Here is a 19,299-nt window from a genome sequence, read left to right on the forward strand (position 1 = left end):
GCGCAGCGTCTCCGACAGGAGAAGCAACTGGCGTCATTGGACATTGGTGATTAAGTTTTATTCTCTATTCCCTATCCCCTATGCCCTATGCCCCATTCCTATTCTTCCAGTAAACTTCTCAACATCCAAGCTGTCTTTTCATGTACTTGCATCCGCTGAGTCAATAAATCGGCAGTAGGTTCGTCGTTAACTTCCTCTACCACAGGGAAAATAGACCGTGCAGTTCTGACTACAGCTTCTTGTCCTTCCACTAGTAAACCGATCATCTCCACAGCTTTAGGAACTCCGGGAGTTTCTGGAATTGAACTCAGTTTGGCATATTCGCTGTAGGTTCCTGGTGCGGGATAGCCAAGCGCTCTAATTCTCTCCGCAATTAAATCAACTGCTAAGGCTAATTCTGTATACTGGGTTTCAAACATCAAATGCAATGTTTGGAACATCGGCCCAGTTACATTCCAATGGAAGTTATGAGTTTTCAGATACAGTGTATAAGTGTCAGCCAACAGGCGAGATAAACCCTCGGCAATTTTAGCCCTACTTGCCTCGTCAATGCCGATATTTACATTTTTGATTGTTACTTTCGATGACATAATTTTTTCCTAATTAGGTTATATGTAATTGGGGATTGGGCATTGGGCATTAGCAAGAAAATTAAGTCTCCATGCCCCATGCCCCCTGCCCCAAACTCAAGTCTCTATGCCAAGTGCATCTTCAAAACGCTGCGGGGTGCTTTACGGACTCTGGCTAAAACGGTTTCTTTGCCTAAACGCTGGCAAGCTTCATACCGATGGCAACCAGAGAAGCCATAATATTGTCCATCTACTTCTAGGACATCAATAGGTTCTTGCTGCCCAATCTCCGCAATCGATTCCATTAAGGCTTGCACTTTATTTGGATCGTTTGCACGGGGCAACGGCCGTTTTATCTGATTCAATGGAATTTCTTGGACTCTAACCATAAAAAGTTTATCCAACTAGTTCTGTTTTGTATCTCTAAATAAATCATAGTCATTATGACTTCATTTTGCAATTAATATTTGGGGCAAAACTGGTAATGGTATCATTGGAGCACTCATGCGACAAAAAAACCGCACTACAAAGCAATTGGAAAATCAGCTCCAACGCCGCATTAAGGGGCACAAGATACTCGAGTACTCGCTATCGCTTCGCTATCAGGTAGCCATGAAATTTTCGTTTTGGCGTTTTTCCCACACTGTACTGGCCACATTTTGTCTATTGGGACTAACTGCTGCATCAGGGCCTGAGAGTAACATCCAGGGTATGGAACTGAAAATTGGGATTGTGCAGCGATTTGGCTCACAACCCACAGCCAGGCTGCAACTAGAACCCACAAAAGGCGATCGCTTAAAGCTAAAATTTATTGCAGGCAACAAGCAGCAAACCCTAGTTACCAAGAACCCTGTAAAGCTGGAAACAGTCATCCAAGCTTTACCCCAGTCAGCAGTTGAAGAAGTGGTAGTTTTAGGCACATATCGCACCTTTGAAACTGCGGAAGACAGTGCTAATAAATGGCGTTCTCAGGGAATGGAAGTGGAAATAGCCCAGCCAGAACGCTGGCAGGTTTGGGCGAAACGAGATGTTTATAGCACTCCTTTACTGCGACGCTTGTTATTGCAGAACATCCAAGCTTCTACCAACCAAAAAGTATATCTTGATACTAAAATTGTTAAACAAGTGCCGCGAGTTAGTTGGGTGGTGGATGGTAAACGCTATAGCCCAAATGATTTGGAAATCAGCACTGATAAAAACTTGATTCGGGTGAATAAAAGCGAAAAACAAGAGTTTGCTCGTCTTTATGCTGGACGACTGAATTTGCAGCCAAATGCATACGGCACATACACTCTAGTTAACCAAGTACCCTTAGAAACTTATTTGCGTGGGGTTCTGCCTTACGAAATAGGTACAGATGCACCAACAGCGGCGCTGGAAGCCCAAGCAATTATCGCCCGGACTTATGCCTTGAGAAATTTACGCAGGTTTGTTGCAGATAACTATCAGTTGTGTGCTGATACTCATTGTCAAGTTTATTATGGGCTGAATGGAGCTGCTGCCAAAACAGACCGAGCGATCGCCTCCACCAGAGGTAAGGTAGTAACTTATAAAAACGAACTAGTAGATGCCCTGTATTCTTCCACCACTGGTGGTGTTACCGCCTCCTTCAGCGATGTCTGGAATGGCGATGATCGTCCCTATCTGCGCCCTGTACTAGATGCTGCGACTAATTTTTGGAACTTGTCTAAGCAGAGTTTGGCAGATGAAAATAACTTCCAGAAATTTATTAATATCCAACAAGGATTTAATGAAAGCAAGTGGGATATGTTTCGTTGGCACAAGGAAACCCCTTTAAAGGATATTATCAAGGACTTGCAGAAATTTTTGCAGGTGAAAAACAGTCCCTATGCCAAATTTAAGACAATTCAGGCTATGGCAGTAGTGAAGCGAAGCCAGAGTGGACGCATTCTTGAACTCGCAGTTAAAACCGATAACAGCACCTTTATTCTCCACAAAGACGAAGTTCGCAGTGCCTTTGCTGCTCCTACGAGTACGCTATTTTACATACAACCTCTGAATAAAGGCAAACCAGAACTGTGGGGATACGCTTTTATTGGTGGTGGATTAGGACATGGAGTCGGCTTGAGTCAAACTGGCGCTCAAAATTTAGCAAAACTAGGTTGGTCGAGTCCAAAAATTCTGCAATTCTATTATCCTGGTACTCAGATTAAAATTCTTAATAAAGAAATTAAGCTTTAACAAAAGAGGCCAGAGGCACTCGCAGAGGGGAAACTCCATAGTGAAAAATTAAGCAGGAACACAAGAAATTTTGTGTTCCTGCTCAACACTAAATTAGGCTTTTTGTCAAAGTCGTTTTAAGAGGTATACACGGTATTTCCAGGGTGTTGACCCTAGATGCCCTGCTTCTATTTTTTCAACATCACTAACTCTTGCAAGAGATTTATTGTTGAGGTTCCTAACTCTTAATAGAGTTCTTCTTCTTTGTGAGTTTCGATTGTCACATTAGAGGTTGGGTAAGCAACACAGGTCAGCACATATCCAGCTTCTATTTGATCGTCATCCAAGAATGACTGGTCACCCTGATCAACAGTACCCGATACCAGTTTACCTGCACAGGTCGAGCAAGCACCAGCGCGGCAAGAGTAGGGCAGGTCAACACCAGCTTCTTCGGCAGCGTCTAGAATATAGGTATCATCATCAACGTCAAGTGTTTTGTTCAGCCCTTCGGCCTCGTTGATTAGTGTCACTTTAAAAGTAGCCATTGAATAATCCTCTCTTTTGAAAACGGCAGTATAAGTTATTCTAAGGCAAAGGTCACGGCTGTTCCGTGGGATTAGCCGCTAGTTTAAATTTGCTTCAATTCTGATACTAAGAGAAAAATTAAACGATGTAACTGGAAATTGAACCCGATTAGTAATGAAATTTAGTTGCTTGATCCAGATAAGTTTTATTTATATATTTACTGCCTTAGTCAGGCTGTGATAAGAAAAAAATATCATTTCGGTAATAAACTATTATAGTTAACGCCATCTAAATTTTGAAAATTTATTTTGCTCATAATAGATAAATTTTGTCAAGATAATAAGCAAGAAATTTGGGTAAGTTGGTAATCAAAAAATTCCTGCAACAACTCCGAAAATTTAAGTGCATTCTGTGCTTCTGTGCGAGACGCTATCGCCCTGATAATTATCCAATCAGATTTTTATATAATCACCTGATTTTTTGCCTTAGGCGCTTGGAAACAGTCGCTTTGTTTTAGGAAATGAAAAAAGAATTCCACCACTAGAAGTGTGGGAGGATCGAAAATAGAACTAGGAGGATCATGTATAATTCAGAAGCAGCTTTGGAAAAAGCAAGAGTGCGTGTAGGTTTGGTAGGTACTGGGTATGCGGCAAAGTTTCGCACTGAGGCATTGCTCCATGATGAGCGATCGCAGTTAATAGCAGTTGTTGGTCATACCGTAGAAAAAACAGAAGCTTTTGCCAAAGAGTACCAGATTGAAGCGTTGAGTTCTTGGCAAGAGCTAGTAGAGCGGGAAGATATAGATTTAGTAATAATTTCCACTATTAATCGAGATCATGGGGCGATCGCTCGTGCAGCACTTACCAACGGCAAACATCTGATTGTAGAGTATCCTCTTTCGTTGGATGTAGTAGAAGCTGAGGAACTGATTGCCTTAGCCAAAGCACAACAAAAACTCCTGCACGTTGAACACCTAGAACTTTTGGGTGGTTTACATCAAGCCTTAAAGCAAAACTTAGCCAAAATTGGTGAGGTATTTTATGTTCGCTACAGCACCATCAATCCCCAGAATCCTGCACCCCGCAAATGGACTTATAACCACGAGTTGTTCGGCTTTCCCTTAATTGGTGCCCTGTCTCGCCTACATCGTCTCACCGATTTATTTGGTAAAGTATTTACAGTTAACTGTCACCAGCGATATTGGGAAATAGAACCGGAATACTACCAAACCTGTTTTTGCACTAGTGAACTGTCCTTTAACAGTGGACTTTTAGCCCAAGTAGTCTATGGCAAAGGTGAAAGTATTTGGCAATCAGAACGCAAGTTTGAAGTTCACGGTGAAAAAGGTGGTTTAATTTTTGATGGCGACACAGGATTATTTATCCAGCCAGAGGAAACAACACCTATAGAAGTTGGCCCTCGCCGGGGTTTGTTTGCCAAAGACATGAGTATGGTGTTAGACCATCTTTTTGATGGCACTCCTTTGTACGTTACCCCAGAGGAGAGCTTATATACCTTAAAGGTTGCTGATGCGGCACAAAGAGCCGCACAGACTGGGTTAACTATGTTTATGAAAGATACTTTAGATAAAAGTTAATGAAAACCGAACTAATTGTTATTTTATCCCAACGAGAATTAGACAAAATGCGTCAAGCTGGGCGTTTAGCTGCTAAACTTCTTCAGCATCTGGAACCGTTTGTGAAGCCAGGGGTTAGCACTCTTGAACTAAATGATGAAGCCGAACGTTGGACGCAAGCTCATGGAGCAAAAAGCGCACCCCTTGGTTATAAAGGTTATCCTAAATCGATTTGCACTAGTGTCAATGAGGTAATTTGTCACGGCATTCCCAATGCCAAGCAAATCCTCAAGGAAGGTGACATCATTAATATTGATGTCACGCCGATTGTTGAAGGTTATCACGGCGATACATCCAAGACATTCTTTGTTGGTACACCTTCCCCAAAAACGAGAAAGCTGGTAGAGGTGACAGAAGAGTGTTTGCGCTTGGGGATTGCTGAAGTTAAAGCTGGGGCACGCATTGGCGATATTGGTGCAGCTATTCAAGAGTATGCTGAAGCCCAAGGCTTTTCTGTAGTGCGAGATTTTGTTGGACACGGCATCAGTAATATTTTCCACACTGCGCCGGATGTTCCCCACTATGGCACACGTGGTAAGGGTAAGCGCCTCAGACCAGGGATGGTTTTTACCATTGAGCCAATGATAAACGAAGGTACTTACGAAGTCGAAGTTCTGGGCGATAAGTGGACTGCTGTAACGCGCGATCGCAAGCTTTCTGCTCAATGTGAGCATACCTTAGCTGTAACTGAAGATGGCGTTGAAATCCTCACCCTACCTGAAGGCGAGAATTACTAATCTGGTAGGTTTTTCTACTACTTGATTAACATAATGGTTCAAACTCTTGCTGCGGAAAACGTCACACTTGAGCAACTAATATTGCTCTATGGATTAGAGTTCGTTGATTCGGAAGAATTCTTTCGAGAGTGGCAAGATGACCTACCGGAACTGACAAACTTAGAAAAGCAGCTATTGGATCAAATAAAGGCAGGTTACATAAATTTACGAAATTATCCGCCTTTATCAGAAAATACAGTTAACATGATTGTTTTATCGCCACTGCTATTCATTGGCAAGTTTTATTTACCTCCTTTTCACCTCAAATTAGAGAAATCTATCGAGATTGAAACACCAGACAAGCAAACTATCATCAAAGGACGAATTGACTTCTTACTTCTAAATCAAAAGTTCTGGGTAACAGTTATTGAGTCTAAACAGGTTGCTTATTCGGTAGAAGCAGGACTTGATCAAATTCTGGCATATATGCTGGCTGTTTCCCAGTCACAAGATGTAGTATTTGGCATGATTACTTCTGGTGGCAGTTTTATGTTCATTAAACTGCTCAAAGGTCATCCTCCACGCTTATGCCACTTCGGATATTTTTGATGTCCGTAATCGTGGCAATGAGTTATATAATGTACTCCAAATTTTGAAGCGTATTAGTCAATTGACTTTTGTCTGATCAAAGCTAGTTAAAATAATTAAGAGCAGTATTGCTGCTCTAGTTGTGAACCTGGAAGCACAAATCTTGATGGTTTCAGCCACTATTAATATAAGCAATCTTAGCTCTGAGGCATTCGTTGCTGGCTATCTGGATGATGTACGCTACGAGTTAATTGACGGAGAATTAATCGACTTGGAACCCGCTGGACTTCATGAACAGGTAGCTGGGTTAATTAATCGTAAGCTCAACGTAGCAATTGATCTGCTCAACTTGCCTTGGTTTATTCCCATGAAATGCCTGATTAAACCATTAGGTCAAAATTCAGCTTTTAGACCTGATGTTGTGATTCTCGATCAGACGGGTTTGGCGAATGAGCCATTATGGAAAACTGAACCAGTGATTACACTAGGCAAGTCTATTAAATTGGTCGTGGAGGTAGTCAGTACCAATTGGCAAAATGACTATGCCCGCAAAGTGGAAGACTACGAAGCTTTAGGCATTGGTGAGTATTGGATCGCAGATTATTTAGGGCTAGGAGGCAAACGCTACATCGGCTTATCCAAGCAACCTGTAATCACAATTTATCAGTTAATCGATGGAACTTATCAAGGACAACAGTTTAGGGGAACAGAAAGCCTCATTTCCCAAACATTTCCAGACCTGAATTTGACCGCAGAACAGATATTTGTTGCAGGTCGCTAGAGTTAGAGATTGGGGAAGACGTGGCGCCCTCTGGTGAGAAGTATGTGAACTGCTTAATAATTCGTTAGGAAGGGTGATGTTACAAAAGTGCAAAACGATGTAACATAACTCTTGGCACTATTTTGATGTCAACATTATCAATAAATCCACTGCTTCTCAAATCTTCAGAGTTAATAGCAAAGACCTGTTCAAATCAGGTGTGGTTCTGTTATCTCTTCCTACTCGTTATTTCTCCAACTTATTTTCTCGGCGTTGCTGAATGAAAGTGTGAAACTCCATGTTTTAAACTGTTTCCTTTGCGCCTTTGGAGGAAACCAAATTCATACTTTTAATCAGCAACGCCGTTTGATGATGGGGAAGTGATGAGGTAATTTTTTTATCCTCTAAGTTCGGGAGAAACTCATCAATGGCAGATATAACTATTAACGGTACTAATAATGCTGACAATCGGACTGACGACAGTCGCTCTTTACTTGATGATTATCCGTTCTTTCCTGAATTTAATCTAGTTACCATCAACGGATTTGGCGGTGACGACACTCTCGGCGGGCTTGATCTTTTTAGCTTCTATATCATCAATGGCGGTGCTGGCAACGATCTAGTCTTTGGCAATGATAACAATGATGTCCTCATAGGGGATGATTTCGATGGCGTTGCTGGTAACAATTACCTCGTAGGGTTTGGCGACAACGATGCCCTCTATGGCGTTGGTGGCAACGATACTCTCATTGGGGGTACTGGCACTGATACTCTCTATGGAGGTACTGGCAACGATGTTTTCGAGTTCGACTCAGTTTCAGATAGTCAACCTGGTTTGTCACGCGATATTATCAAAGACTTTGTTGGAAACGGTAACTTGGCCGGTGACAGAATCGATCTATCTGGCATAGACGCTAACACTACCATAAAAGGCGACCAAGCCTTCACTTACATAGGAAGTCGCGCATTCACCGCAGCAGGTCAAATCCGTTATTCAAAAGATATTCTCCAAGGTAATACTGATAGTAATTTAGCGGCTAATTTCGAGATTCAGCTTGAAGGATCACCACTACTAGTGGCAAGCGATATTATCGTTTAACGAACTTTGGGGGTTTAAGTCCCCTGTCTCTACAGGCAGTGTTAGCTTAAACCGACACAAACCCCACACTGTACTCGAAGAGTCAGTCTTGCAAAAGTCCCCAATACCCCACCCCCAACCCCTCCCCTTAGCAAGGGGAGGGGAGACAAAGCGTAGCTTTGGCGGGGTGAGGTTCTTATTTTTGATTTATGCGAGAGGTCTATTGAATTCGGGCAGCCGTTGATTGAATTCGGGCAGTCGTTTATTGAATTCGGGCAGTCGTTTATTGAATTCGGGCAGTCGTTTATTGAATTCGGGCAGTCGTTTATTGAATTCGGGCAGTCGTTTATTGAATTCGGGCAGTCGTTGATTAGACCTCTTGCAAAAGTCCCTAACACCCCACCCCCAACCCCTCCCCTTATCAAGGGGAGGGGAGACAAAGCGTAGCTTTGGCGGGGTAGGGTTCTTATTTTTGATTTATGCAAGAGGTCTATTGAATTCGGGCAGTCGTTGATTGAATTTAGGCAACCCCCAAGAATTTATATAAAGCCATTTAATATATTTGTAATCCTAATCAACATTTATTGCATGATAAAGTAAAACATATATGGAGGTAAGATTATGACCCAAGCGTTGCCCAAATTACTAACCTTTAATGAATTTATCGAATGGTATCCCAACGATGGTAAACGCTATGAATTGCACAAAGGAGTAATTATTGAAATGCCGCCTCCAACCGGAACACATGAAAAAGTTATTGCGTTTTTGTCGCGGAAATTAACCGTGGAGTTTGATCGTCTTAATTTACCCTATGGAATCCCCAAAACTGCATTAGTCAAAACTCCTTCTGCTGAATCTGCTTATTCGCCTGATGTGTTACTGCTAAATCTTGATAATCTCGACAATGAACCGCTTTTTCAAAAACAGTCAACAGTAAGCCTTGCAGCATCGGTTCCAATAGTCATCGAAGTTGTTTCAACCAACTGGCGAGATGATTACTACAATAAATTTAGAGATTATGAAGAAATGGGAATTCCCGAATATTGGATTGCTGATTATGCTGCATTGGGTGCAAGAAAGTTTATCGGCAATCCCAAACAACCCACTATTTTTGTATGCGAATTAGTTGATGGTGAATATCAAATGACAGCGTTTCAAGGTAACACTGCGATTTCATCACCTACTTTTCCTCAATTAAATTTAACTGCACAGCAGATTTTTAATGCGGCTAACTAATTTTTTATCTAGTCTTATAATTATCTTCCCAACTTATTAGGAATACCTTCACAACCACCAGGAATAGTACCTCTAGTTTTTTCACCACCCCAAGTGCAACAGTAGTTACGTGCAGACTCAGATATCCGTTGCACATTGCTGAAATCGGCATTTTCTACCACAGCGCCAGTGTGTTCGCCAGTTTGATAATTTGGTGGTTGAGTACGACTACGGGGTGATGCTTTATCCACTACACCATAGAATAGGCGAATCCCGTTGATGTCGGCACCACTGAGATTAGCATTATATAAAATTGTGCGGGAGAGGTTGGCTTTTACTAAATCACAACCGCTCAGATTAGCGCGGACAAGATTAGCTTCGCTCAGATCAGTCCAACGTAAATCAGTACCAGAAAGGTCTGCTGCGGCTAGCGTTACCCCTAAATCGATGACACGTACACCTTCTAGGCGGTCTTCTGCATATCCGCCACTCCCGTCGAGAATGGCTCGACCTAAAAGCCGATCGCGTTGTAAGGGTGAGAGCAACTTGGAACGTGAGAGAAAGCGGAGAATTTTTGCTTTACCACTGCCATCTACACTACTTAAAATTGCCGCAGTGCGTCCTTCGGCGATCGCTCTCTCTTGAGGCCAATCTTCTAATAATCCTTCTTGATCTAATACTAAGTCTGAAACGCCTTGAAAATAGGAATCAATTGTCTGCTGCTGGGTAATAATGTTTTGCTGAACTGTCAGCAGGTTTTGCTGAATTGTCAAGTCTTTGGAAATGACATATTGTCGCCACGCTACGTAGACGGCGATGACAGCGATTAGAATTTGCCCCAAAGCACCAAACCAATCTGCTAGAGTTCCAGCAATGTCCCAGTTAATCTGGTGTCCTAAAACAAGCAAGCGATCGCCCACACCTGTAAACCGAATCAAGCCAACAATAGCTACTAGTAATCCCAAAAAGGCCACAAACAGAGTGCGTTCTTGGGGTGAAAACCAGTTGTTTAAAACTTCTTGGAACCAAGGCAATAATATCGCTAGGGATAAGAGCAAAGTTATTAGCGTTCCAATAATGCCGATAATCCAGTTATTGAGGATAACTCCAGTGAAGGTAATGGCGATCGCGATTAAAGTAATTAGCAATGCCCTTGGCTTAACTAAGAATTGCTTAGTAATAGGTTGGTTGAGATCAGAACGGGCTTGTTGGAGAGCAGTTGTATATTGCGGAGATTTCAAAGATGCGATCGCCGCTAGAGCTTGTTGTGTAGCTAGTACTTCTGAGCTGAGGTTTTTCTCAGTTGGACTCCCGTCAAAGTCATCCGGTTGCAAATCGTTTTCGGGTGCTGGTTCTGGGGTTGGTAGATTAGAGGAATTGGATTCAATTGTCATGTTTTCTATTTTGCCCCAGCAGATTCAGTTCAACATCTGTTTTATCAGAAATTGCACTAAACCAAAGACTTGTATTCCATAAAACTGAGAAGCCCTACATATTACAGTTTCAGTCGGGGTTTAAATCCTCTTATGTAATGTTTTGAATTTTGAATTGTTTAGGACTTACGCAAGAACTCTCTGAAACTCTTATTTCTCCGTGCCCTCTGCGTCCTCTGCGGTTCAATTTTCCGTTACCTGTGCGTAAGTCCTGTTGTTAAGTTTGGTCTACAGTTTGAATTGTCAGCATTTGAGGAGGCGTGGCATCAGGTGGGTAGAGAAAATCCACTTCTACCAGTCGTCGCTGGCCGGGTAGTATTTTTAATTGAGCAAGCGGTTCTCCCATCTGTCCCCGTTGTTGAACTAAATGCCAGTATTGGGTTCTGGGTAAGCCATTATCGTCATTGTAGCGAATACGAACTGTGCCTCGGAAAAAGACAGATGGTGCAGGTGGTGAAAAAAAGCGAAGCCCTGGTTTACTTAACTCATCTTCTTTGATCGGCGTTTGGAAAAGCACCTTTATAGTTTGCGGCTTATCCGTATTGTTGATTAATGGTAGAGAGATGTTGTATTCAATGCCGTAGTTACCGTGAGCTTCGTAAGCAGTACCAGGATAACGCGCCACTAATTTAGCAGTTTGGTTTTGTCCAGTACCCATTTTTCCTGCCAAAAGGGTACTTAAACCGTAGGAAAAAGCTTGTCCTGATTCGGGAATTGTCAGAGATGAACTATTAGAGTCGGTAACTTGTACTTGCCAACGAGAGCCAACAGCTACCCCCGCTACCCGCCCGTAAATTTCTGTTGCCCCTGCAAGCTTATCAGGAGGACTGGGGGCTGGTTCACGGGGCCCTGCAAAATCACCATTTTCTAACAAGTTCTCCCATTCTTCTAAAGTGGGCGCTCGTTCACTACCATCAGGATTGGGTTTGGCAAACATGGCCAAGTTCGCCAGATAAACTGGACTATCACTATATAAATGCAACAATGTAGAACGTCCATTCAATGGCGGCGTTAAAGAACGCACTGGAATGGGATGATTCATTAACATCCGGCTTTGTTTTGGTGGAATTACCAACTGAGCTGGCCATCCTGACTGCCGTCTGACTCGCAGCAGATCATTCATCACGCGATCGCCAGGACCTGCATAAATGTTTCCCGAATTATTTGATCGCATGGCGGGAAGTTTGATAAAAGGTGCATCAGGTTGACTAAGATAACTAGCTGCTTGCAATATATTGACAGTTGCAGGGCGATCGCTCGGATTGTAAACAATCACCCCCAAATAAAGAGTCCGCAAATCATTTGGAGTCTCAATCGCTCTCGCAATATGGTGAGAAAATAAATCAAACCGTCCCTGAAATGGAAAGTTCAGGTGGGCGCTGGGCACTTTTTTGCCTTGAGGAGGAAATGTAGACAGCAGAATTCCTTCACTCTTAACTACTTCTGGGTTATTACTATTAAATACTGGTACTTCGTCAAGATGTCCTGTTAAAGGTCTTGTTTGTTGGGGAACGAAGATTTCTTGTGGTGCAGGAGAAGGCGATGCTTGAGCCAAAAACAAATAGGAAATAAGATTAAGCATTTATTCAAAAAGCAATTTATCGCTGAAGTTAAGAATACAGCATACCTAAATTGTCCTGATAGCGATGTCTACGATGGTCACTGAGCTTGCCGTTCGCGCAGCGTCTCGTAGAGAAGTGCGGGCTACGCCAACGCCAGACCTGTTGCTCACCTGATTTTATTTACTAAGTACAGCATTTCATTAATTCGTCGCAAATTAAAGAAAGGCAATACCCTGCAATGCCAACGCATCGGCTGACAATGCCAATGCATAGACTAACAATGCCAATGCATCGACTGACAATGCCAATGCATCGACTGACAATGCCAATGCATCGACTGACAATGCCAATGCATCGACTAACAATGCCAATGCATCGACTAACAATGCCAATGCATCGACTAACAATGCCAATGTATCCCCTTGCATTAAAAACGCTACGATTTTACGCAAAGCTGTATTAAGCTATCGCGCCTACAAGTTGCAATTTTTGGACATTGTAACTCTTGATAAATTAAGAATGCTTTGGAAAAGTAAAGACGCGACAGCTTATCAAATGATAAAAATATAGCGGTTCCCAATTGCATGGAATACAGACCTAACCCCCAGCCCCTTCCCTTGAAGGGAAGGGGAGTAAGATTCAAAGCCTCTCTCCTAAAAGGAGAGAGGAATGGAAGTGAGGTCAAAACTGTACTGCACCCAAGCGAGAACCGCTATATATAATGTGGGGTAGGCATCTTGCCCGCCCTGATTCATAAGCGTGCAGGATGTCCACCCCACAAAATTGAGTAATGTATTTGTTGTAATTTCCAATCCTTTGCACGCAATTAAGGTGCAAGGGCATTACCCCGAATTAGACTACCAATAGTTTTGGCAGTAATTTTCAGTTGGGTGATGGGATTAGCTGGGACAACCGTCTTATACAAATAGCTATCGAATGTTAGCCGTTGTACATCGAGGTCATCACACATTTCCACAAACGCCTCACGGGTAGCGTCAGAACGATAGAACACGGTTTGCAGAATGTCCAACACCTTGTAAGTAAGTCCGTATCTTTTATCCCAACGCTTCAGGTAAACCTTCAGGTCGCCTTCTGTAGGAATACGGCTACCACTATTAGATGCTTCCACAATGGTTTCAGCACACATCCGCCCAGATTTAGCGGCAAAATAGATACCTTCACCAGAGGATTTGGTAACGTAACCAGCAGCATCTCCCACCAAAGCGATGCGACCAACAACACGACGGGGACGGGGATGTTCGGGAATGGGATGGGCTTCGACTTTGATGATTTTACCGCCTGCTAGCTTCTCAGAAGCACGAGCGCGGATACCAGCTTGTAACTGTTTGATGCTAGCTTTATTAATTTGCATCGTACCAGTACCAACAGCTACGTGGTCATATTTGGGGAAAACCCAAGCGTAGAAATCGGTAGAAACGTCATCACCGACATACATTTCGGCGAGGTCGTTATAGTAGGCCATTTTGTCTTCGGGTAAGCGAATTCGCTCTTGGAAAGCGATCGCATAATTGTAATCCCCAGCGTCCATCTCTTTGGCAACGCGGGAATTAGCCCCATCCGCCCCGATAATTAGATCCACTTTCAGAGTTTTGGCAATACCCTGTGATATCCCTTCTGTATGGTCAACGTAATGAATGGTATAAGGATCGGTATTGTTTCCTGGTATATCGAGTTTATGAACAGTGGCATTAATTAAATTTGCGCCGACTTTTGCCGCGCGATCGCGCAAAAAGCCATCTAACACTTCCCGGCGGCACATTCCTATATATTCATCTTCATTTATCAGATTAATATCAACCTCACGATTGGAAGGCGAAATCATTTTCATCTTCCGTACCCGGCGATCGATAATCTCTGGTGGTAAGTCAAATTCACTCACCATACATAGAGGAATTGCACCCCCGCAAGGCTTCGCATTGTCTAGCTTCCGCTCAAACAGGTAGGTTTCAATCCCAGAGGCTGCCAGTGTTTCTGCGGCAGATGAACCAGCAGGGCCTGACCCAATAACAGCAACCCGTAGTGTCAAAGGTCTTTCTCCCAATCTTCACATTTACCGAGAGCATACTACCACGGTCTTTCTAGTGATTTGGCGCTTTACCTTTAGGTTTCTGCTTAAATGCAATATTCCTTAATGTTTCGATACAAAAGCGAGATTGGGAATGAGGAATTTGGTTAATGGAGAGAAAATCAACAGTTATAATCCTGTAAAATCTCTTATATCGACTATCACCTGCGATCCCTATAGAGTCTTATTTCTACAGGTAAGGACATTTGAGAACTTCAAATATCAAGACGTCGGGATGTTATCTGATATAAAGAGTAAATTTCTATCAGAAATCCCCAAGGCGATGGGTTTAGATGACGCATAACCACTACAAAATAATTTTTGTAACCTGCTCCTCATTGTAGTTTCCTCGACTGCGGTAGCTGCGGTAGCTAAATCTTGTTCATGCATAAATAATGATATATGGTATATGTAAGACACAGTAATCCTACCAAGGATCTGTAGATTTAGTTGCAGAGGTATAGCAGCAGTGGGTATAGTAGTTGAGAACGTCTCCAAACAATTCGGGAGTTTCAAGGCAGTTGATCAGGTCAGCCTAGAAATTAAGAGTGGTTCGCTAGTTGCGTTACTCGGGCCATCTGGATCGGGTAAATCTACGCTACTACGGTTAATTTCAGGTTTAGAAATGCCAGATAGCGGCAAAATCCTGCTTACCGGTAAGGACGCTACATACCAAAGCGTGCAACAGCGAAATATTGGGTTTGTATTTCAACACTATGCCCTATTCAAGCATCTGACTGTTAGGCAGAATATTGCCTTTGGCTTAGAAATTCGCAAGGCACAGCCAAAGAAAATTAAGGGACGGGTAGAACAGTTACTTGAATTGGTGCAATTGACTGGACTAGGGGATCGCTATCCATCACAACTTTCTGGTGGTCAAAGACAACGGGTAGCATTAGCAAGGGCACTGGCAGTAGAACCGGAAGTATTGCTGCTAGATGAACCCTTTGGCGCACTTGATGCGAAAGTTCGTAAAGACTTACGGGCATGGTTACGCCGCCTCCACGATGAAGTTCATGTTACCACGGTTTTCGTCACTCACGACCAAGAGGAAGCAATGGAAGTCTCCGATGAGGTTGTGGTGATGAATAAAGGACGTGTGGAACAGGTGGGGACACCAGCAGAAATTTACGATAATCCCGCCACCGCATTTGTAATGAGCTTCATTGGCCCAGTGAACGTATTACCCAGCAGCTCAAAGATTTTTCAAAGTAGCGGGTTTGATACGCCACACCCACAAGTATTTTTACGCCCGCAAGATGTGATTTTGGAAAAAGTTGCCAACGGTACCACTACACCTGCAACAGTGAGCCGATTGGTACATTTGGGTTGGGAAATTCAGGTGGAATTAACTTTCGATGATGGACAAGTAGTGACGGCGCATTTAACACGCGATCGCTTTAATGACTTAGAGTTAGAACCGAAACAGCGAGTGTATGTGAAGCCGAAGGACGCGAAGTCCTTCCCACTGTCTTATTCAATTTAGACTTTTGTCAGTTTCTCAAGGTTCAGAACCCCTAGTTAATCCCTGTTTAATTCAGCTATTCGCTAGGGATTTTAATCTTAAGTGGGCTAAAGAGAGCGTCACTTCACAATCCTAAAATTGCCCAAAATTGTGATGGAATAAAACAGCAGAGGCACAAATAACTACAAAAGAATAAATCCAAGCCGAGATAGACAGCCTCAAAGAAGAGTATCTTGATGAGTTATATCTTGTAATTAAAGATTTCGCCCAATCTAAACAACAGCCTAAAAAGGCTAGCTTCATGTCTCAACTGAAACAGATAAAAATAGAAGCGCCAGAGAATTTTACCGCCTATGTTAATTTATATGTAAGCGGGGAAAAGGTTGTCAAATAAGCTATTTGTTGATGTTGAAAAAATCGCTCTCAACTAAGATTCAGTTACAGGCGGTAATATTTCCAAAACCGCAATGCTCAAATCAGGAAACTCTAAAGGTGAAATAGTCGCATCTTCTGCCAAAATCACTTTACTTTGATAGCCATCCTGAGTTGGTTCCCGAAAGACGTACAATTGACGACTAACTACATCTAGCACCCAATAATCTGTAATTCCCGCTTGGGAGTAGGCTTTGGCTTTGGTTTGGCAGTCTAATTTCAGGCTGCTATCTGCTACCTCAATAATCAGATAAACTTCTGAAGGGGTGGGATGATGGTCAGCATAATCCAGCGGATCTACTTTAACGACAGCAATATCCGGTTCCGGTTCAGATTGTTCATTTAACTTTACTGGGTCTTGAATAGATACCCAAGCCCGATTTCCTAATCTGTTTTTCAGTAAGTAATCTGTTCTCCCAACTGCTGACCGATGGGCTGTGCCTTTGGCAATCATCCAGATTATCTTCCCTTCTAAGAGTTCTACACGTTCATCTGCACCAAATATCCCAGCCTCAGCCATCCGGTGGTATTCTTCAACTGTCCACAGGCGAAGTTTTAACGTCGATTCTGTGTTTTGCATGGCTTGTTTAGCAAATGTGAGGAGTAATTAATATCTTAGGTTAATCTTCTAAAATCTGGATTTCATCAAGTTGATTAATCACTACATCCGCACCTCGGATGTTATCCGACTTACCTACCCAAGTGATACCAATACAACCTGCGGCTTTAGCATTACGCGCCATTTGCATATCACCAACTGAATCACCCACCATCAATGTAGCGCCTGGTTCCACTTCCAAGGCTTGACAAGCTTGCAAGAATAGTACTGGATCTGGTTTACTGGGCCCCTCATCTACTCCCATTTCCAATTGGATATAATCATTTAATTGGTGATTCGCTACAAAGTTATGTACTTCTTTAGTTGTCGCAGCTGAGAGGATGCCAAGTTTCAAACCCCCTTCCCGTAGGTATTTCAATAAGTCTAAGCTACCCACAAACAGCGGTGAAGGAGTTTGTTCAATGTATTTCTCCGCTTCATCCAAAGCCTGACGGGCTATTTTTAAGCACTCAAACCATCCTCTTCCAGTTTCGGCAATATATGCCGCAGATGCAACTTCTGTTTCGCGGCGACTCGCCACCGCTATTAAACCTGCTGGATTTAGGCTACTACTATTGACGCCAAATGCCATTAATAACGGTTCCCCAATACCGGGAACTTGAGCATCTATCAACCTCGCTGCCCTTTGTGCGAGCGATCGCAAATATGTTTCTGAATCTTCCAGAGTACCATTTTTGTCAAATAAAATTGCCTGGATATTATCAAAAGTGATGTTTCCACATTTAATAGTTGCCACAATATTTCACCCCACTTATTTAATTATGAGTTATCAGTTATGAGTTTTTATTCCTAACTTTGGCCAATTCTCCACATAAAAAAAGAGGGAAAAACCCTCTTTATATAATGATTTAATACTCTTACTTAAAGACAAGTAAAACTATAAATGTATTATTGTTCAATCGCTGCTGGAATTTCCTCTTCAGTTTCCGTCGCTGCTGGAATTTCCTCTTCAAGTTCAATCGCTGCTGGAATTTCCTCTTCAGTTTCCGTCGCTGGTGGAATATCTTCTTCAAGTTCTGCGGCTGGTGGAATATCTTCTTCTGCTACAACTTCCGCAGGTGCAGCAGCCGCAGCAGTAGCACCTTGTTGCTTGGCTAACAGCTGTTCACGATACTTAGCAGCCATTTCTTCTGCCTTATCGTAGACCAAATCCCGGTTTTTAATCATGTCTCCGGGTTCGGGTTCTAGCTGCTTGGTAGATAGGGAAATCCGACCCCTTTCTGCATCCAAGTCAATGATCATAACTTTCACTTCATCATTGACATTGAACACGCTATGAGGTGTATCAATATGTTCGTGGGAAATCTCAGAAATGTGCAGTAGGCCACTGACGCCGCCAATGTCGATGAAAGCACCGTAAGGTTTGATGCCACGAACTGTACCAATTACTACTTCACCAACTTCTAAGCGGTTCATCTTCCGCTCAACTAGCGCCCGACGGTGAGATAGAACTAGGCGGTTACGTTCTTCGTCCACCTCTAAGAATTTCAATGGCAGATCTTCGCCTACCAATTCTTCTTTAGGTTTGCGGGTACTGATGTGGGAACCAGGGATAAAGCCACGTAATCCCTCAATCCGTACTAATGCTCCGCCACGATTAGTTGCAAACACACCAGAACGGACAGTAGCATCTTCTGCTTGCAGCTGTCGCACGCGCTCCCAAGCCCGCATATATTCAATACGGCGAATGGAAAGAGTTAATTGACCATCTTCGTTTTCATCGGTAAGAATGAAAAATTCCCGCGTTTCGTTTGACTGTAAGACTTCTTCCGGGCTATCTACCCGGTTAATAGACATTTCTTGTATAGGTATATATGCTGCGGTTTTAGCACCAATGTCAATCAGAGCGCCGCGCGGCTCTATACTGAAAACTGTTCCTGGGACAACATCACCAGGGCTAAAATGATAATCGTATTTGTCAAGTAGAGCAGCGAAATCTTCGTGAGTGAATCCAATTTCTGTAGCGGTTAAATTCTGATTGACCATGCTTATTTGTTCCCGGTTCTAGTCTCCGTAAAGGTTGTGCCACAAGCGCGATGTATGTTATATAAGCAGTTTTATGGCAGCTTACATAACACATCCTTTTTCATCCTAGCGCAGAAAAGCTAGTATTAACACATATCTACTCCCAAGATTGGAAATTATATCACAATATTAAAATGGTTGGTCATTTACTTAGTAGTTAAAACCAACAAAGGATAAAAACAATAATATCCGTTGCTACTACAATTAGTAACAACGGATACTAACATTAAATCCGCTTCCAGGTCTGGTAATAGGCTCTACTTATCTTTTGGTTTCTCAAAGCGAGGTGGTTCGCGAAATGCGATCGCAAAGAATAAAGTACCTATACACAGAGTAAAAATCAAGATGTACGCAACGCTTTCCATATTTATAAGTTCCTGCCTATCGAGCCAGTAATTAAAGTTTTTAG

19 protein-coding genes are annotated in these 19,299 nt (G+C 42.7%); 8 read left to right on the plus strand and 11 right to left on the minus strand.

Annotation, left to right across the window (positions count from 1 at the left end; genetic code table 11):
* Positions 1–98: 98 nt before the first annotated feature.
* Entirely contained in the window at positions 99–590 is a 492-nt protein-coding gene (locus V7K46_RS07050; protein WP_335111857.1) for a Dps family protein, read from the minus strand.
* Positions 591–694: 104 nt separating this feature from the next.
* Positions 695–958, minus strand: a complete 264-nt coding sequence (locus tag V7K46_RS07055; protein WP_012410090.1) for a ParB N-terminal domain-containing protein — start codon at positions 956–958, stop codon at positions 695–697.
* Between the two features lie 115 nt (positions 959–1,073).
* On the opposite strand from V7K46_RS07055, the gene V7K46_RS07060 reads away from it, so the two are divergent.
* Entirely contained in the window at positions 1,074–2,771 is a 1,698-nt protein-coding gene (locus tag V7K46_RS07060) for a SpoIID/LytB domain-containing protein (protein ID WP_335111858.1), read from the plus strand.
* 224 nt (positions 2,772–2,995) lie between these two features.
* Here the strand turns inward: V7K46_RS07060 and V7K46_RS07065 are convergent, their stop codons facing one another.
* Positions 2,996–3,295 (minus strand): ferredoxin, encoded by a 300-nt coding sequence (locus V7K46_RS07065; RefSeq protein WP_335111859.1) that lies wholly within the window; start codon positions 3,293–3,295, stop codon positions 2,996–2,998.
* A gap of 560 nt (positions 3,296–3,855) precedes the next feature.
* Between V7K46_RS07065 and V7K46_RS07070 the strand changes: the two genes are divergently transcribed.
* The 6 genes from V7K46_RS07070 to V7K46_RS07095 all read left to right on the plus strand — a co-directional run bounded on the left by V7K46_RS07070 (position 3,856) and on the right by V7K46_RS07095 (position 9,289).
* Positions 3,856–4,872 (plus strand): Gfo/Idh/MocA family protein, encoded by a 1,017-nt coding sequence (locus V7K46_RS07070; protein ID WP_335111860.1) that lies wholly within the window; start codon positions 3,856–3,858, stop codon positions 4,870–4,872.
* On the plus strand, positions 4,872–5,648 hold the full coding sequence (map, locus tag V7K46_RS07075; RefSeq protein ID WP_335111861.1) for a type I methionyl aminopeptidase: 777 nt from the start codon (positions 4,872–4,874) through the stop codon (positions 5,646–5,648). Before V7K46_RS07070 ends, map begins: the two co-directional genes overlap by 1 nt.
* Positions 5,649–5,681: 33 nt before the next feature.
* Positions 5,682–6,236, plus strand: coding sequence for a restriction endonuclease subunit R (locus V7K46_RS07080; RefSeq protein WP_335111862.1), 555 nt, complete (start codon positions 5,682–5,684; stop codon positions 6,234–6,236).
* 145 nt (positions 6,237–6,381) lie between these two features.
* Positions 6,382–6,996: a Uma2 family endonuclease gene (locus V7K46_RS07085; protein WP_335111885.1), complete on the plus strand. Its 615-nt coding sequence runs from the start codon at positions 6,382–6,384 to the stop codon at positions 6,994–6,996.
* 406 nt (positions 6,997–7,402) lie between these two features.
* Positions 7,403–8,074, plus strand: coding sequence for a calcium-binding protein (locus V7K46_RS07090; RefSeq protein WP_335111863.1), 672 nt, complete (start codon positions 7,403–7,405; stop codon positions 8,072–8,074).
* Positions 8,075–8,674: 600 nt separating this feature from the next.
* Positions 8,675–9,289, plus strand: coding sequence for a Uma2 family endonuclease (locus V7K46_RS07095; protein WP_335111864.1), 615 nt, complete (start codon positions 8,675–8,677; stop codon positions 9,287–9,289).
* A 20-nt stretch (positions 9,290–9,309) separates the two neighbouring features.
* On the opposite strand, the gene V7K46_RS07100 is transcribed toward V7K46_RS07095, so the two are convergent.
* From V7K46_RS07100 to chlP, 4 genes are all read right to left on the minus strand, one after another.
* Positions 9,310–10,662: a pentapeptide repeat-containing protein gene (locus V7K46_RS07100; RefSeq protein ID WP_335111865.1), complete on the minus strand. Its 1,353-nt coding sequence runs from the start codon at positions 10,660–10,662 to the stop codon at positions 9,310–9,312.
* A 256-nt stretch (positions 10,663–10,918) separates the two neighbouring features.
* Positions 10,919–12,283, minus strand: a complete 1,365-nt coding sequence (locus V7K46_RS07105) for a DUF3370 domain-containing protein (protein ID WP_335111866.1) — start codon at positions 12,281–12,283, stop codon at positions 10,919–10,921.
* Between the two features lie 195 nt (positions 12,284–12,478).
* On the minus strand, positions 12,479–12,691 hold the full coding sequence (locus tag V7K46_RS07110; RefSeq protein ID WP_335111867.1) for a hypothetical protein: 213 nt from the start codon (positions 12,689–12,691) through the stop codon (positions 12,479–12,481).
* A 398-nt stretch (positions 12,692–13,089) separates the two neighbouring features.
* Complete coding sequence (gene chlP / locus V7K46_RS07115; protein WP_335111868.1) at positions 13,090–14,310, minus strand: geranylgeranyl reductase; 1,221 nt, start codon at positions 14,308–14,310, stop codon at positions 13,090–13,092.
* A gap of 508 nt (positions 14,311–14,818) precedes the next feature.
* Between chlP and V7K46_RS07120 the strand changes: the two genes are divergently transcribed.
* Positions 14,819–15,835, plus strand: coding sequence for a sulfate/molybdate ABC transporter ATP-binding protein (locus V7K46_RS07120; protein WP_335111869.1), 1,017 nt, complete (start codon positions 14,819–14,821; stop codon positions 15,833–15,835).
* Positions 15,836–16,241: 406 nt separating this feature from the next.
* On the opposite strand, the gene V7K46_RS07125 is transcribed toward V7K46_RS07120, so the two are convergent.
* From V7K46_RS07125 to V7K46_RS07140, 4 genes are all read right to left on the minus strand, one after another.
* A complete protein-coding gene (locus tag V7K46_RS07125; protein ID WP_335111870.1) occupies positions 16,242–16,826 on the minus strand; it encodes a Uma2 family endonuclease in 585 nt (194 codons plus the stop codon).
* A gap of 40 nt (positions 16,827–16,866) precedes the next feature.
* Positions 16,867–17,601 (minus strand): HAD family hydrolase, encoded by a 735-nt coding sequence (locus V7K46_RS07130; protein WP_335111871.1) that lies wholly within the window; start codon positions 17,599–17,601, stop codon positions 16,867–16,869.
* Between the two features lie 152 nt (positions 17,602–17,753).
* Positions 17,754–18,851 (minus strand): 30S ribosomal protein S1, encoded by a 1,098-nt coding sequence (locus tag V7K46_RS07135; RefSeq protein ID WP_335111872.1) that lies wholly within the window; start codon positions 18,849–18,851, stop codon positions 17,754–17,756.
* Between the two features lie 296 nt (positions 18,852–19,147).
* Positions 19,148–19,255 carry a photosystem II reaction center protein T gene (locus tag V7K46_RS07140; RefSeq protein WP_084227385.1) on the minus strand — a complete coding sequence of 36 codons (108 nt, stop codon included), beginning with the start codon at positions 19,253–19,255 and terminating at the stop codon, positions 19,148–19,150.
* Positions 19,256–19,299 lie beyond the last annotated feature (44 nt).

The sequence above is a fragment of the Nostoc sp. genome, assembly GCF_036917395.1.
In the GTDB taxonomy this organism is placed as follows: Bacteria; Cyanobacteriota; Cyanobacteriia; order Cyanobacteriales; family Nostocaceae; genus Nostoc.

What these genes read in the sequence shown, in the direction of transcription:
- V7K46_RS07095 (WP_335111864.1), top strand. Translation starts at nt 8,675, where the DNA reads ATGACCCAAGCGTTGCCCAAATTACTAACCTTTAATGAATTTATCGAA.
- V7K46_RS07125 (WP_335111870.1), bottom strand. Translation starts at nt 16,826, where the DNA reads ATGCAAAACACAGAATCGACGTTAAAACTTCGCCTGTGGACAGTTGAA.
- V7K46_RS07050 (WP_335111857.1), bottom strand. Translation starts at nt 590, where the DNA reads ATGTCATCGAAAGTAACAATCAAAAATGTAAATATCGGCATTGACGAG.
- map (WP_335111861.1), top strand. Translation starts at nt 4,872, where the DNA reads ATGAAAACCGAACTAATTGTTATTTTATCCCAACGAGAATTAGACAAA.
- V7K46_RS07080 (WP_335111862.1), top strand. Translation starts at nt 5,682, where the DNA reads ATGGTTCAAACTCTTGCTGCGGAAAACGTCACACTTGAGCAACTAATA.
- V7K46_RS07100 (WP_335111865.1), bottom strand. Translation starts at nt 10,662, where the DNA reads ATGACAATTGAATCCAATTCCTCTAATCTACCAACCCCAGAACCAGCA.
- V7K46_RS07105 (WP_335111866.1), bottom strand. Translation starts at nt 12,283, where the DNA reads ATGCTTAATCTTATTTCCTATTTGTTTTTGGCTCAAGCATCGCCTTCT.
- V7K46_RS07070 (WP_335111860.1), top strand. Translation starts at nt 3,856, where the DNA reads ATGTATAATTCAGAAGCAGCTTTGGAAAAAGCAAGAGTGCGTGTAGGT.
- V7K46_RS07055 (WP_012410090.1), bottom strand. Translation starts at nt 958, where the DNA reads ATGGTTAGAGTCCAAGAAATTCCATTGAATCAGATAAAACGGCCGTTG.
- V7K46_RS07085 (WP_335111885.1), top strand. Translation starts at nt 6,382, where the DNA reads ATGGTTTCAGCCACTATTAATATAAGCAATCTTAGCTCTGAGGCATTC.
- V7K46_RS07065 (WP_335111859.1), bottom strand. Translation starts at nt 3,295, where the DNA reads ATGGCTACTTTTAAAGTGACACTAATCAACGAGGCCGAAGGGCTGAAC.
- V7K46_RS07110 (WP_335111867.1), bottom strand. Translation starts at nt 12,691, where the DNA reads ATGCAAGGGGATACATTGGCATTGTTAGTCGATGCATTGGCATTGTTA.
- V7K46_RS07090 (WP_335111863.1), top strand. Translation starts at nt 7,403, where the DNA reads ATGGCAGATATAACTATTAACGGTACTAATAATGCTGACAATCGGACT.
- V7K46_RS07060 (WP_335111858.1), top strand. Translation starts at nt 1,074, where the DNA reads ATGCGACAAAAAAACCGCACTACAAAGCAATTGGAAAATCAGCTCCAA.
- V7K46_RS07140 (WP_084227385.1), bottom strand. Translation starts at nt 19,255, where the DNA reads ATGGAAAGCGTTGCGTACATCTTGATTTTTACTCTGTGTATAGGTACT.
- V7K46_RS07135 (WP_335111872.1), bottom strand. Translation starts at nt 18,851, where the DNA reads ATGGTCAATCAGAATTTAACCGCTACAGAAATTGGATTCACTCACGAA.